This window comes from Geomonas oryzae (assembly GCF_004117875.1).
Lineage (GTDB): Bacteria > Desulfobacterota > Desulfuromonadia > Geobacterales > Geobacteraceae > Geomonas > Geomonas oryzae.
This window is the reverse complement of sequence record NZ_RAHW01000009.1, coordinates 93677-105873: the sequence shown is the minus strand read 5'-3', so window position 1 is coordinate 105873 and position 12197 is coordinate 93677. Positions and strand designations below refer to the sequence as shown.

Annotated in this window: 16 protein-coding genes; 13 read left to right on the top strand and 3 right to left on the bottom strand. The window is 51.6% G+C overall.

What is annotated here, in order from left to right:
- Window positions 1–171: 171 nt before the first annotated feature.
- Window positions 172–495, bottom strand: a complete 324-nt coding sequence (locus D6Z24_RS19540) for a hypothetical protein (protein WP_129128295.1) — start codon at window positions 493–495, stop codon at window positions 172–174.
- Between the two features lie 713 nt (window positions 496–1208).
- Here D6Z24_RS19540 and D6Z24_RS19535 point away from each other — a divergent pair.
- The 9 genes from D6Z24_RS19535 (at window position 1209) to D6Z24_RS19495 (ending at window position 5990) form a co-directional block, all read left to right on the top strand.
- Entirely contained in the window at window positions 1209–1655 is a 447-nt protein-coding gene (locus tag D6Z24_RS19535; RefSeq protein ID WP_129128294.1) for a hypothetical protein, read from the top strand.
- A gap of 89 nt (window positions 1656–1744) precedes the next feature.
- Window positions 1745–2011, top strand: coding sequence for a hypothetical protein (locus tag D6Z24_RS19530; protein ID WP_129128293.1), 267 nt, complete (start codon window positions 1745–1747; stop codon window positions 2009–2011).
- A 160-nt stretch (window positions 2012–2171) separates the two neighbouring features.
- A complete protein-coding gene (locus tag D6Z24_RS19525) occupies window positions 2172–2573 on the top strand; it encodes a hypothetical protein (protein ID WP_129128292.1) in 402 nt (133 codons plus the stop codon).
- A 198-nt stretch (window positions 2574–2771) separates the two neighbouring features.
- Entirely contained in the window at window positions 2772–3164 is a 393-nt protein-coding gene (locus D6Z24_RS19520; RefSeq protein WP_129128291.1) for a hypothetical protein, read from the top strand.
- 391 nt (window positions 3165–3555) lie between these two features.
- Window positions 3556–3792: a hypothetical protein gene (locus D6Z24_RS19515; RefSeq protein WP_129128290.1), complete on the top strand. Its 237-nt coding sequence runs from the start codon at window positions 3556–3558 to the stop codon at window positions 3790–3792.
- 158 nt (window positions 3793–3950) lie between these two features.
- The gene (locus tag D6Z24_RS19510; RefSeq protein ID WP_129128289.1) at window positions 3951–4181 is read left to right on the top strand and encodes a hypothetical protein; all 231 of its coding nucleotides are present in this window, start codon (window positions 3951–3953) and stop codon (window positions 4179–4181) included.
- A gap of 133 nt (window positions 4182–4314) precedes the next feature.
- Window positions 4315–4776, top strand: a complete 462-nt coding sequence (locus tag D6Z24_RS19505) for a hypothetical protein (protein ID WP_129128288.1) — start codon at window positions 4315–4317, stop codon at window positions 4774–4776.
- 150 nt (window positions 4777–4926) lie between these two features.
- On the top strand, window positions 4927–5301 hold the full coding sequence (locus D6Z24_RS19500; RefSeq protein WP_129128287.1) for a hypothetical protein: 375 nt from the start codon (window positions 4927–4929) through the stop codon (window positions 5299–5301).
- A 77-nt stretch (window positions 5302–5378) separates the two neighbouring features.
- Window positions 5379–5990 carry a hypothetical protein gene (locus D6Z24_RS19495; RefSeq protein WP_129128286.1) on the top strand — a complete coding sequence of 204 codons (612 nt, stop codon included), beginning with the start codon at window positions 5379–5381 and terminating at the stop codon, window positions 5988–5990.
- Between the two features lie 752 nt (window positions 5991–6742).
- On the opposite strand, the gene D6Z24_RS19490 is transcribed toward D6Z24_RS19495, so the two are convergent.
- A complete protein-coding gene (locus D6Z24_RS19490) occupies window positions 6743–8119 on the bottom strand; it encodes a sigma-54-dependent transcriptional regulator (RefSeq protein ID WP_129128285.1) in 1377 nt (458 codons plus the stop codon).
- Between the two features lie 142 nt (window positions 8120–8261).
- Here D6Z24_RS19490 and D6Z24_RS19485 point away from each other — a divergent pair, with 142 nt between their 5' ends.
- The 3 genes from D6Z24_RS19485 (at window position 8262) to D6Z24_RS19475 (ending at window position 10609) form a co-directional block, all read left to right on the top strand.
- A complete protein-coding gene (locus tag D6Z24_RS19485; protein ID WP_198419592.1) occupies window positions 8262–9029 on the top strand; it encodes a slipin family protein in 768 nt (255 codons plus the stop codon).
- Between the two features lie 98 nt (window positions 9030–9127).
- A complete protein-coding gene (locus D6Z24_RS19480; protein ID WP_162605196.1) occupies window positions 9128–9934 on the top strand; it encodes a glycosyltransferase in 807 nt (268 codons plus the stop codon).
- Window positions 9935–10093: 159 nt separating this feature from the next.
- Complete coding sequence (locus D6Z24_RS19475) at window positions 10094–10609, top strand: ferritin (RefSeq protein WP_129128282.1); 516 nt, start codon at window positions 10094–10096, stop codon at window positions 10607–10609.
- A 108-nt stretch (window positions 10610–10717) separates the two neighbouring features.
- On the opposite strand, the gene D6Z24_RS19470 is transcribed toward D6Z24_RS19475, so the two are convergent.
- Window positions 10718–11749 carry a peptidylprolyl isomerase gene (locus D6Z24_RS19470; RefSeq protein WP_129128281.1) on the bottom strand — a complete coding sequence of 344 codons (1032 nt, stop codon included), beginning with the start codon at window positions 11747–11749 and terminating at the stop codon, window positions 10718–10720.
- Window positions 11750–11938: 189 nt separating this feature from the next.
- Here D6Z24_RS19470 and D6Z24_RS19465 point away from each other — a divergent pair, with 189 nt between their 5' ends.
- The gene (locus D6Z24_RS19465; RefSeq protein ID WP_129128280.1) at window positions 11939–12169 is read left to right on the top strand and encodes a YtxH domain-containing protein; all 231 of its coding nucleotides are present in this window, start codon (window positions 11939–11941) and stop codon (window positions 12167–12169) included.
- Window positions 12170–12197: the final 28 nt, after the last annotated feature.

Sequence of the window (12197 nt, the reverse complement as noted above, 5' to 3'; positions counted from 1 at the left end):
CCATGGGGCGCCGACATGGCGCCCCATTCTTTATCTGTGTAATTCTGGGACACTCCTCCCCCCTTAAATCTTCAGGTCCAAAAGGCGCTTAATCGTGTTGCTTTTTTTACACCCTGCCTGAAATCCCTTCCAGACGAAGCACCTCCCGACTGGCCATTTACACGCAATCCTTTACACGTCCACTTTACACGCGGTAGCCAGGACGAAAAGTGCGGTCGCCATGACGAAGAGCGCGGCACCCAGGACGAAGAGCGCGGTAGCCAGGACGAAGAGCGCGGTAGCCATGACGAAGAGTGCGGTAGCCAGGACGAAGAGTGCGGTAGCCAGGACGAAGAGCGCGGTAGCCATGACGAAGAGTGCGGTAGCCATGACGAAGAGTGCGGTAGCCATGACGAAGAGCGCGGTAGCCAGGACGCAGAGTGCGGTAGCCTGGACGAAAAGTGCGGTAGCCATGACGAAAAGTGCGGTAGCCATGACGAAGAGTGCGGTGGCCATGACGAAGAGTGCGGTAGCTAGGACGAAGAGTGCGGTGGCTAGGACGAAGAGTGCGGTGGCCAGGACGAAGAGTGCGGTGGCTAGGACGAAGCACGTGGTGGCTAGGACGAAGCACGTGGTGGCTAGGACGAAACACGTGGTAGCAACTAGCGAGTTCGGTCAGTATAGGCAAGAGGGGGGGACGGGTAGGGTGGGATACGACAAGCTGACTGAACTGAACTGAGACTGTCGAGAAACAATTAAGTTGTTACATCGACAATTAAGTCGTTACATAGACAATAAAGTCCTTACATTTTTCATTAACCAGCTTGCCTATTCGAGCTCACCACAAATGCCACCACCCTGGTTGCTGGTGAAAACGGTGGGCACTCGCGCCCCCCCCTATCCCTCTCCTCCCCCCATCCCGACCAAACGACTAGAATGAAATTTTTGCCATTGACCACAATTAAAAAAAGCTATACCTTCGGTGCAGTATTGAATGGCGCGGGTTATTGAGCAGAAAACCGCTCATCCACCCGGATAGAACATTTATCACAAGGGACAAATGTTTTAATACGGTGGGTTATGAAGATGATGTTGTTCTTCTGATTTTTTGTAGGCCTGGATTTTTCTGACTTGAGAGGACCTGTAGAACATCAGTTTTGGGCGGATCAGCGGTTCACGCGCGCGTGAACCGCTCAATAAGTAGTTGGCGTACATCGAAGGAAACATCAATGAAGCAAATACTGCACAAGTACATCGTCTTAATCACCATATTTCAGCTATGGGCGCTCTTTCCGGTTACCCTCCAAGCGAGCGATTTCATAGACTTCAATATGTGGAGTAAAGGTCCAGGCCAACTGTACCAAAACAGGTTAGCTGTGACCGACATCGAAAAAACGCCAAGCTGGTCGCCAGAAGAGGGAGCACCTCCGCTTACGCTCAAAAGAGCGGTAGAAATAGCCCGTGACCATATAAAAAAGAAGAATCCAGAGTTTATTGATTACGTGATAACTGAAATAAAACTTGAGCAATTCGTCTTCCCTAAATACATGAAAAATAAGTGGTGCTACATCATTATATGCATGCGTATGCCTGATGGTTGCAAGATCCCTGAGTCAATGAACGTCTTGGTGACAATGGACGGGATCGTGAATGAACCGGAAGTATTAAAATATTAAATTCAGCAAGGCACTTCAGGCAGTCCCAACAAGCCGGGTGGAGCAGGTCTCCGCGGAGTGGTTGTCGTCGGGTAAAAGCAGGTAAGTGTGTGGCCGCTGCGCCGCTCACCCTACAGGCGTTGGACGAGTACCAAAACATGAATAAAGATAACGACGACTACAAGGTGATTTTCGGAGGGGCAACCATCTCCAAGCTCGAAGCCAAAAGGGTAGGGGCTACTCTTATCTTGGGAATGATTGGTATCGTCACTCTCGGGTTAACCCTTGGATTACAGAACAAACTTCAGGTTTTCATTATGTCTTTTGCCCTAGCCTGTATTGGTTATTTCGGAATTGCGAAAAGGATTTATAAATAATTCATCTGGGTAGGCACCAGCTATGGACGGCTTTTATTCTGTGATGGCTGGTGTGAATAGACTAGGGATACAGGGCCTGGCATGAAGCGGATAGCCGTGCTTCCAACCACGTCCTTGGACGCGGACGGCTAGCGCCGCCGGTCAAGAACGCCCCCGTTGTATGACGAAAGAAGACATGAATAACCTAACGCGATACATATTTATCTTAATCCTCACCACCATTCTGGCCGCCTGCAAGATCGACTCGAAGTGGCTTCTGGAGTCACAAGAACCCCTGACAATCGAAACCCACGAAACAAATGGAAAAAGCAAAGGAAAGAAAGAAATCAGAAAAGGCGAAGAAACCTACTCGCAGCTCAAGAGGTGGATGGAAGAGAATGAAAAAGGGTGGGAACGGTCACCGGTGACGTTTGTGCCTGATGTTCAAGTCCGCGGAAAGAAATTTACACTCAATTTCCACCCCCGGCGAGCAATTCTCAACTTCCAAAGCCAAGATGGCCAGTGGCAACAATATGTGAAAGACATAACGGAAGCAGATTTTCAGTACCTACTGCCGAGGTGAGCATACAACAAGTAGTTGGAATAAGGAGAAGCATTGGATAAAAATATAATTAACCCGATCGCCATCATGACGTTCATAGTGATTATTACTGGTTGCGGAAGTGAAAGTAACATACGGATTCTATTTAAAAGGTGGCAAAGTGTTGAAGGGAAAATAATCGATTAAGATGGAGAATGTATGGGAGCTCCGAGGCATTTTATGCTGTTGTTATTTTTTTACTTCATGTTTATGTTTGGAGGGTGTGGCAGTGATTCGCTGGATGCGTTACCTGTTGGCTACGATATAGTAGCGAAATACAATTTGAGCGTTGTAGGTGGACCAACTAAATATAGTGTCACATTGCCGCAGCAAATTAATGATGCTAACTGGGGGCTTAAAGAAATATTGTGTCAAGAGGCTGGCTTCTCTCTGATCGAATTTTCTGGACAAGAAATCTCCATGATTCAGTACCACCTTTCTGATTTGTACTGGGGGCAACCTCTTGACCTTATAGTCCTGGCCAGCGGCGAAACCACCGTCTGCGGATATCTCTCGCTGAGGGACAGTGCGCAAGTCCCCGGGTTGCTAGGGCTAAATAGACTGAATTTATAAAGAATAACTTACACCGGAACCGGGTACACGCTTAAGAGAAAAGGATGGAATCAGGAATCTGCCTACTACTTATTACGGGATGGAGTGCTAAGGTCTCTTACCACTGCTTCCGGTACAAGAATGCATACTGGGTCTATCCCACGATCTCTGGCTTCAAGAGCAGAAAAGATCCGACTGACACAAAAGGAGTTTATTGCTTCTTCGGCGGCTCGACAGGTCTCTGGGCGATATTCTTTTGGTGAATACCTGCTTGTATTTTTGGCAACTGTTCAGCATGTAATGACCCAAGGCAAGAAACTGTGGGCAGTCTTGGACGTGAGAGAGATTTGAAAACAGCACCCCAACAAAGTGGGTGGACCGGTCGCGGGTTTTCGAGAGGGGGGAGCAGCTGGTGAAAGCGAAGCCGCTCCGCCGCTCACCCGCCAGCCCGTTGGTAGATAAAATGGATTTAACAAGAAAAGTTCTTATAATTTCTACCGCACTTGGGATTTTATTCGTGGCATTTGCCCTGAGGATGTGGGTGCTAGGTGGTCGGCAAAATCCGCTCAAAAAAGAGCTTATGAGTAGCTTTATTGCTGTCCTTATATTTGCAGTGATCGCTGCGATCATGATCTACATCAATAATTGATTACTATGCTCAGCACTCACTGACAGAAAGCACACAAGGGATCAAACCTGCGGGCGGTGGGGACAAGCTTACTTAGAAACGGCGATGCCCAACCACGTCCTTAGACGCAGACGGCTAACGCCGCCGATTAAGGCCGACCCCGTTGGCCGTGAGGAAATTTGAAGAAGGGAATACAGCAAAGGAGTGAGACTCAACTTCAACAATCTCAAGCGCTTATGAATTTGGTGGAAGGCTGGTACTTCCGCTGCGAAGAAAAGTCGGCAGGAATGTATGAAGCCGAGGGAGTTGATGCCTGGGGAAGAGTAGTATCTGCAACAGGAGTCGACCCGGACGCTCTTTTGAGAAAATGTGTAGAAGAGGCAAAATCGATAATTTCACAGATGAAGTGACAAAGGGACAGCGCAACAGCCCAACCATTCGGGTAGAGTCAGACTCCGCGGGTAGGCAAAAGTCGGTGAAAGCAGATTGACGAAGGGCCGCTCCGCCGCTCACCCTAAGAAGCGATGTACTAGGAGCATAATTATGCCACAAGGAAATCCTTTGAAAGCGTGCAGGAGGAGCAGATTTCGCCTGCCGCTGAAAAGCGTGTTGCTGGTGAGTTCATTGGCTGCCAGTTGCGTCCCCTCAACTGTTTTTGCTTTAGATCCTCTCGGCGCTGATGTTATCAAGGCACATGATTTACAAGTGAGTGGCTTACCAAGTGTAACAGTTTCGAGGCTACCAAAGCAGCTTGTTGGACCGATGTGGGGGCTTACAAAGGAAGCATGCAACAAAGGTGGCTACGACATTTCCACGTCTGCAGGACAAAAAGTAAACATTATTCGCTACCGCCTGGCTTGTAAAACCAACCGAAAACTTGCGCTAGTCATCTTTTCTAAAAATGACAGAAGCGTCTGTGGATATGTTGTAGATGAGAACTTGATACCCGGTATTTTACCAATCACTCATCCTTACGTAAAATCCCTTAAAAATCAATGTGACTGAGGATGCCTTGCCGGTTGGATATTTGGGGGCGGCTATGATGACAGCCTTGATAAACTTATAACCCGTGGACGCGAAGGTGTCCCAACCAAGAAGATACACCTGACCCGCAAACCGGTCAGGTGATCTCACCGCCCGTTATACGGAAAAAGGATGAAGTACAAAAACATCAAATCATTGTCACATAACTTTACCCACTCGTTCGTAAGCTGGGAGAATAGAGTAGATGACTGTGTTGTTATCGAGTATCTAAAGGAAGTTGCTCGTAGCCTCAGCGATGAGCGCCTCGTGATTACGTGGATTCCAAGTAAAAGTTCATCGGAATATGGCTTTCCGCAGTCGGTTATCACCTCAATTGAAAGATACCTGGAATGGTTGCCTGAGCTTGCTGTCAGTCATGACATTGAACTGGCCTGTATCAGCGAATTGCGAACAGAAATTTATAGAAAACAAAACCACCAACTCCCTGTGGAGTCGGTTGCCATTGATGATAGAGGCCAAGAATATAGGTCTTCGGTGGATTTTTAAGAGACGTATAACAAGGCCGCTAGACCTGACCGAAAAAACCGTCAGGTCAGCGCCAGCGGCGTTGAGACAATAAATAAATGAAAATAATTCGACTCATAATTCTATTGTTGATTCTTATTCCGACGTCGACTTTTGCTTCGAATGGAGAAGATTTTACAGAAGTTCTCGGAATTCGCATTGCTCAGAACTTCACATTAGCTGATGTTCAAATGAAACTTGGGCAAGCACAAATAGTTGAGACAGGTGAGGCCGGAGAATATAAGGCGGCGATTTGTTACTATTCACCAAAGTGCCGGACGCAAGTTGAGTTTTGGTCTGACGAACTTGGTGGACCGGAGCATGATCTGATAGGTTTCACGCTCAGCAGAAGCAAGGATGGATCATCAGTTTGTTCCCAAGTTGCTATTGACGATTGTGCCAGTGTAAAGATGTCGAGCGGGCTTAAACTAGGTATGACACTTAAGAAATATAAAGAAGTCGTTGGCAGTGATATTGAGCTGGAAGGTTTATTCTATCAGAAGGCGTTTGAAAGGCGCGAGTCGATGACAGAGACCGAGCGAACAAAATTGATAAAATCATACCCTGGCCTTCCAGACAATCTCTACTGGGATATCGTTATCTTTATCAGGGGAGCTTTCCGTTCCGGAATTCTGGACGTTCTTCAGGTGTCTAAGACGCAGACGAACTAGAGCATCAACCACGCCCTTGGACCTGCCCGAAAAACCAGGCAGGTCAAGGTCGGCCCGTTGGCCGATGATGTGACTGCGGGCGCCACCTACCAAAGCCAGCCATGGAACTGGAGCATGTTTATGCACGAAGTGTTTTCCACAGTCTCGATTCTGTCAATATGCGCCAGTATTCCAGTTCTCATTATTTTTGGTGTATTGAATTTTGTGGCAAGTAGTCGCCTTAAGAAGGAAATGCCCCAAATCTGGCAGGAGAACCTGGTGTGGCGGGAAGGAGAATCAAAGTATAGTGCTGGTGGCAGGGCTATGAAGTACTTTTGTGGGATACCGATTGGTGAGAGAACCTTTTGCGAAAGGTGGCTAGTACGTTCATGGTATGCGCTCTTGTTGCTGGTAGGCTTAAGCTTGACGGGCACAGTGCTTTATGCGGTAGTGCTCTGACTTTCTGACGATTGTCACAAACTCGATCTCAAGAAGCGATGTCCAACACTCGGCACGACCACTCTCCCTGCGGTCGGGGGTCAGCCTCAAGCCGTTGTGCGGATTAAACATTGTGGTCACCTGCGGCCACAACTAACTCCCTCTTACGTCAAAATGTAAGGACTTTATTGTCTGGGGAATTGGTCGCCTAATGAAAAGTATACCGGAAATGTAAGAATTTTCCGTGCGGCGTAAGATAACGCCACAAGCGTGAAAACATGGCCTTGGCGTCTCTTTTTGTAACGATTTAATTGTCTCCTGACAGAGACGTTAAGCTAAAGCTGCATGCCGAGGCGGCGCATCTTTTCGACGAGGGTGGTCCGGTTGATGCTCAGCATCACGGCCGCGCGGGCCTTTACGCCGCCGGAGAGCTGCAGCGCTTCGGTGATCATGCGCTTCTCGATCTCGTTGATCGCCTGGACCATGTCGATGCCGGCTGGTGTGACGCTGGTGGAGTGGGAGCCCTCGATGTAGTTCTTCGCTATGTTGGCGGGGAGGTCGCGCAGGGTGATCACGTCGCTTTCGGTAAGCGCGACGATGCGCTCCATGATGTTCTCAAGTTCGCGGACGTTCCCGTTCCACGGGTACGCCTCCAGTGCCTCCAGAGCTTCCTTGTCGAGGTGCATGATGGGGCGCTGCATGGCGCGACAGTTCTTCTCCAGGAAGTGCTTGGTGAGCGGAAGGATGTCTTCGACACGCTCCCTGAGAGGCGGGATCTGAACCGGGATGACGTTTAATCGATAGAATAGGTCCTCGCGGAAGTTCCCGCGGGCGACTTCCTCCTCGAGGTTCACGTTGGTCGCCGAAACGACCCGCACGTCGAGCTTGATCTGTTTGTTGGAACCGACCCGTTCCACTTCCTGCTCTTGAAGGACGCGCAAGAGCTTCGTCTGCAGGTGCATCGGGAGTGTCCCTATTTCGTCCAGGAAGATGGTCCCGTAGTTGGCCGCTTCGAACTTCCCGACCTTTTCCTTTACCGCCCCAGTGAACGCTCCCTTCGCGTGCCCGAAGAGTTCGCTCTCAAGAAGGTTTTCCGGTATGGCGGAGCAGTTCACGGCGATGAACGGCTTGTCTTTGCGGTTGCCGTTGAAGTGGATCGCTTTGGCGACCAGCTCCTTGCCGGTGCCGGACTCACCGAGGATCAGCACCGTGGAGTCGGTCTTTATGATCCTCTGCATCCGCGAGAAGAGCTGCTGCATCGCCTGCGAGTTGCCGATGATGTTGGCGAATTCGTACTTCTCGCGCAGCTGTTTCTTGAGGTAGACGTTCTCGCTGACCAGCTGTCCCTTTTCGACCGCCTTGTCGATGATGATGCGGAGCTCGTCTATGTTGAGTGGTTTCGTGATGTAGTCGTAGGCGCCTTTCTTCATCGCTTGTACCGCGGTTTCTGCGGAACCGTGCCCGGTAACCAGGATGACCTCGGTACGCGGCGAATCCTGTTTCACCCGGGACAGGATGTCGATCCCGTTCATGTCCGGCAAAAACAGGTCGCTGATGACGATGTCAAAAGGCTCGCCTGCAAGAAAGTCGAGGCCGTCTTTCCCGCTAGAACACCCTTTCACGGTAAAGCCGCTTGCCTTGAGCAGGATGAGCAGCGCTTCCCGGCTCCCGTCGTCGTCTTCGATAATCAGTATTTTGATATTCTGCTTCATAGGAAATTCCTGATTGTTAGAGGTTTCTTCAATAACATGGATGGGAGATTTTGGCAATACGGCAAATTGACGTGCAGGGCTACTCCGATATACTTGGGCGGGCTTTTACTGTCTGCACGGTGAGCCAAAACAGGAGGCAATCATGAACGTGGTGAACCTTTTTCCGGTGCTGTTTGTTCTGTTCCTTGTCGTGATTTTCCTTGCCAACGCCATCCGCATCCTCCCCGAATACGAGCGCGGCGTACTCTTTCGCCTGGGGCGGGTCAAAAAGGTGCGGGGGCCCGGCCTGGTGCTGATCATCCCCGGGATCGACAGGCTGGTGCGGGTTTCCCTGCGCATCGTGGCGATGGACGTCCCCTCGCAGGACGTGATCACCCATGACAACGTGACCGTCAAGGTCTCCGCCGTCATATATTTCCGTGTGGTGGATGCCGTGCGTGCGGTCGTGGAGATGGAGAATTACCTGTACGCCACGAGCCAGCTCGCTCAGACGACGTTGCGCAGCGTCCTCGGGCAGGTCGATCTGGATGAGCTGCTCGCCAATCGCGACAAGATCAACAAGGAGTTGCAGGAAATCCTGGACCGCCAGACGGAACCCTGGGGGGTGAAGGTCTCTACGGTCGAGGTCAAAAACATTGACCTCCCGCAGGAGATGCAGCGTGCCATCGCGCGGCAGGCCGAGGCCGAGAGGGAGCGCCGCGCCAAGGTGATCCACGCCGAGGGTGAGCTGCAGGCTTCCGAAAAACTCGCGCGTGCCGCTCAGGTAATGGGAACGGAGCCATTGTCGTTACAGTTGCGCTACCTGCAGACGCTCACCGAGATCGCTGCTGAAAAGAATTCGACGACCATATTCCCGGTGCCGATCGATCTCATAAAGATATTTCTGGACAGGAGTGATGGGACGAAATGACATCTTTTGCCGGAAAGGTTGACTCCTGTCATTGCATGTGCGAAATTCAAGAACCTTTCATACTTCGCTGAATTTCAAAGGACCCCATGACTGCTGCATTGACGAAGAAAAGGATCGTGGTGCCCTGCTACAACGAGGCGAAAAGGCTTAAGCCGGAAGCCTTTCTTGTCGCGCTAGAGAACGATCCCGGTCTTTCCTTTCTTTTTGTCAACGACGGCAGCAGGGATGACACTTTTGAACTGCTCCGCACGCTGCAGTCTAAAGCGCCGGCACGTATCGCGGTTATGAATTTGGAAATTAACTGCGGCAAGGCTGAAGCGGTTCGTTTGGGGATGCTCGATGCTACATGCGGACCCTATGACGTGGTGGGATACTGGGATGCCGACCTGGCAACACCGTTATCCGCCATAGGTGATCTGTGCAGCGTGTTCGAAAACAAGGATGTGGATGCCGTTTTCGGATCGAGGGTGCGTCTGCTCGGGAGGAATATCAGGCGCAGACCCGTGAGGCATTATCTCGGGAGAGTTTTCGCCACCTGCGCCTCTTTGCTGCTTCGTCTCAACATCTATGACACCCAGTGCGGAGCCAAGCTTTTCAGGAACAGCTCTGCCCTGAAGGGCGTTCTCTCCGTCCCCTTCAAGGTGAGATGGATCTTCGACGTCGAGCTGCTCGCCCGGTTTCCGCTCGTCATGGACGCGCCTGATAACATGGGCACCGAAAGGTGGGTCGAGTACCCCCTGCGGGAGTGGGTGGACGTAAAGGGCTCCAAGGTCACCGTCTCCGATTACTTCAAGGCTTCCCTGGAATTCGGCATTCTTCTCCTTTATCTGCGGTCCCCTGCAGGCAAATCTTACCGGCGTTATCTCCTTAAAGCTCAAACGGAACCGCTCCCGTCCCGAACCTGACCCGGCCGTCTAATTCAAGAGGAAAGGGGACTGGCTCCAGTTGTTTACGGTTTGTGTAGTTGCAAAGGTCTGTGTCTGGGGTAAGATCTTACCGTCATTGATAGTCTGTGCGGCATGTATGAAACAATCATGCACCAGGCAATACAAGGGGGAATATTGATGTTGACCGAGAAGCTCTGCCAGGCCTTGAACAACCAGTTGAACAACGAACTCTATTCTGCCTATCTCTACCTGTCCATGTCTTCTTATGCGGGGTCCATTGGACTAAAGGGGAGCGCCAACTGGTTCATGGTGCAATACCAGGAAGAGATGGTCCATGCGATGAAGTTTTACAACTACATCAACAGCCGCGGCGAGCATGTCAATCTGCAGGCTATCGCCGCGCCGCCCGCCGAGTTCAAGAGCCTGCTCGACATGTTCGAGCAGACCCTAAAGCACGAGCTCTCCATAACCGCCTCCATCAACGATCTTACCGATCTCGCGCTCGCTGAGAAGGACCACGCCACCAACATCTTCCTTCAGTGGTTCGTCACCGAGCAGATCGAGGAGGAGGAGAACGATAGGGACATCATCGGCAAACTGAAGCTCATCGGGGACAACGGCCAGGGGCTCCTCATGCTGGACAACGAGCTCGCCGCGCGCGTTTTCGTGCCGCCGCCGGCAACGACCCCGTAGTCAGGACCTCGGAAACCGCATCCCCCGAGGTTGCCTTGGCGGATAAAAAAAGGGCCCCGAAATACGGGGCCCTTTCTGTTTCTGGTTGAGACGATTTATGAATTTAAGCTAGTTCTTCTCGATCTTCGCGTTCTTCTTCAGCTCGTCGATGTAGCTCGAGAGTTCCTGCTGTACTTTCTGCTGCTTCAGGTAGTTCAGGATTTTGTCCTTCACTGCGTCGAACTTTTCGGTGCTCGGTTCCTGCTTCTCCACCACCTTGATGATGTGGTAGCCGAATTCAGTCTCCACCACGCCGCTCACCTCGCCCGGCTTGAGGCCGAAGGCGGCACTCTCAAAGGCCGGGACGGTCTGGCCGCGGCCGAATGCGCCCAGGTCGCCCCCCTGGCTGGCCGACGGGCAGGATGACTCCGCCTTGGCGATTGCCGCGAAATCCTCGCCGGCCTTCACCCGCTTGAGCAGCGCCTCCGCCTTTTCTTTGGCCTTTTTCCGCTCCTCGGGGCTCGCTTTCTGGTCGGCGCCGATCAGGATGTGGCTCGCCCTGACCGCTTCCTCCTTCTTGAAACGGTCTATGTTCTGATCGTAGAACTTCTTTGCCTCGTCATCGGTGGCGACCGCCTTGGCGACAAAGCGCTGCTCGATGAAATTGTTGATGAGGATGTCCTTCCTGGTGAAGTCCTGCATGTCCTTCATGGTCATGTCGATCCCTTTGAGGGCCTCGACGAAATCCTGCTCCGATTTGAACTTGGCCCTATTCTGGGCCACTTTCTCATCGACGAGCTTGTCCAGGTCGGCAACTTTCACCTTCGCCGCTTCCTGGTATAAAAGCTCAGCCGAGGTGAGTTGGTCGATGACCGCCGCCTCGGCCTGTTTCTGCGCCTCAGGGGCAAGGGGCTCCTGGACCTGGTTTTGTGCCAGCATGACCTTCATGGCGCGGTCCACTTCGTGCCTGGTGATGGCCTGACCGTTTACCTTGACGACGACGGTCCGGTCCTTGGCGTCAGCCTCCTTGGCAACCGCCTTCTGGTCGGCCGGTTTTGCGGCAGCATCAGCGCTTTCGCCGGCAAAGACACCGGCGGAAAGCATCAAAGTCGCTGCGATTGCTGCAACGGCCGGTGTCACTGTTCTTTTGAAGGAAAACATATGTATCTCCTTTGGGGAAATTTAAGACGCGATGGTAGCATCTAATCAAAGCTAATTCAAATCAGAAAACATATGTGCTGGAAAACTTCATTACTTAATCTTGGGGGTTTTATTGCGCGCCGGAATGTGATAAGAATGACTGCACTATTTTTCTGCCGGTCACTTCCAGAACCAAAAGGAGCATACGACATGTCGAAGAAAAGCGAACAGGCCGCTCTGCTGGCCTTCCTGGCCGGAGCCGCGGTAGCTGCTGGTGCCGCTCTCCTCTTTACCCCGAAAACCGGTCGCGAGGTTCGCGAGAAGCTGAGCGAAGCGAAGGACGATGCGCTCGACAAACTGAAGAGCTGCAGCGCCAAGCTCCGTTCCAGAAAGGGCGCCTCCGATCCGCTCAACTACGACGGTGGAGACTGCTGGATATAAAGGGAAGGGGGCCGGAGTCCGAAAGGGC

Excerpts from the sequence above, each read along its gene's own strand:
- D6Z24_RS19465 (WP_129128280.1), top strand. The coding sequence starts at position 11,939 with ATGTCGAAGAAAAGCGAACAGGCCGCTCTGCTGGCCTTCCTGGCCGGA.
- D6Z24_RS19470 (WP_129128281.1), bottom strand. The coding sequence starts at position 11,749 with ATGTTTTCCTTCAAAAGAACAGTGACACCGGCCGTTGCAGCAATCGCA.
- D6Z24_RS19495 (WP_129128286.1), top strand. The coding sequence starts at position 5,379 with ATGAAAATAATTCGACTCATAATTCTATTGTTGATTCTTATTCCGACG.
- D6Z24_RS19500 (WP_129128287.1), top strand. The coding sequence starts at position 4,927 with ATGAAGTACAAAAACATCAAATCATTGTCACATAACTTTACCCACTCG.
- D6Z24_RS19490 (WP_129128285.1), bottom strand. The coding sequence starts at position 8,119 with ATGAAGCAGAATATCAAAATACTGATTATCGAAGACGACGACGGGAGC.
- D6Z24_RS19540 (WP_129128295.1), bottom strand. The coding sequence starts at position 495 with ATGGCCACCGCACTCTTCGTCATGGCTACCGCACTTTTCGTCATGGCT.
- D6Z24_RS19520 (WP_129128291.1), top strand. The coding sequence starts at position 2,772 with ATGCTGTTGTTATTTTTTTACTTCATGTTTATGTTTGGAGGGTGTGGC.
- D6Z24_RS19535 (WP_129128294.1), top strand. The coding sequence starts at position 1,209 with ATGAAGCAAATACTGCACAAGTACATCGTCTTAATCACCATATTTCAG.
- D6Z24_RS19525 (WP_129128292.1), top strand. The coding sequence starts at position 2,172 with ATGACGAAAGAAGACATGAATAACCTAACGCGATACATATTTATCTTA.
- D6Z24_RS19475 (WP_129128282.1), top strand. The coding sequence starts at position 10,094 with ATGTTGACCGAGAAGCTCTGCCAGGCCTTGAACAACCAGTTGAACAAC.
- D6Z24_RS19505 (WP_129128288.1), top strand. The coding sequence starts at position 4,315 with ATGCCACAAGGAAATCCTTTGAAAGCGTGCAGGAGGAGCAGATTTCGC.
- D6Z24_RS19485 (WP_198419592.1), top strand. The coding sequence starts at position 8,262 with ATGAACGTGGTGAACCTTTTTCCGGTGCTGTTTGTTCTGTTCCTTGTC.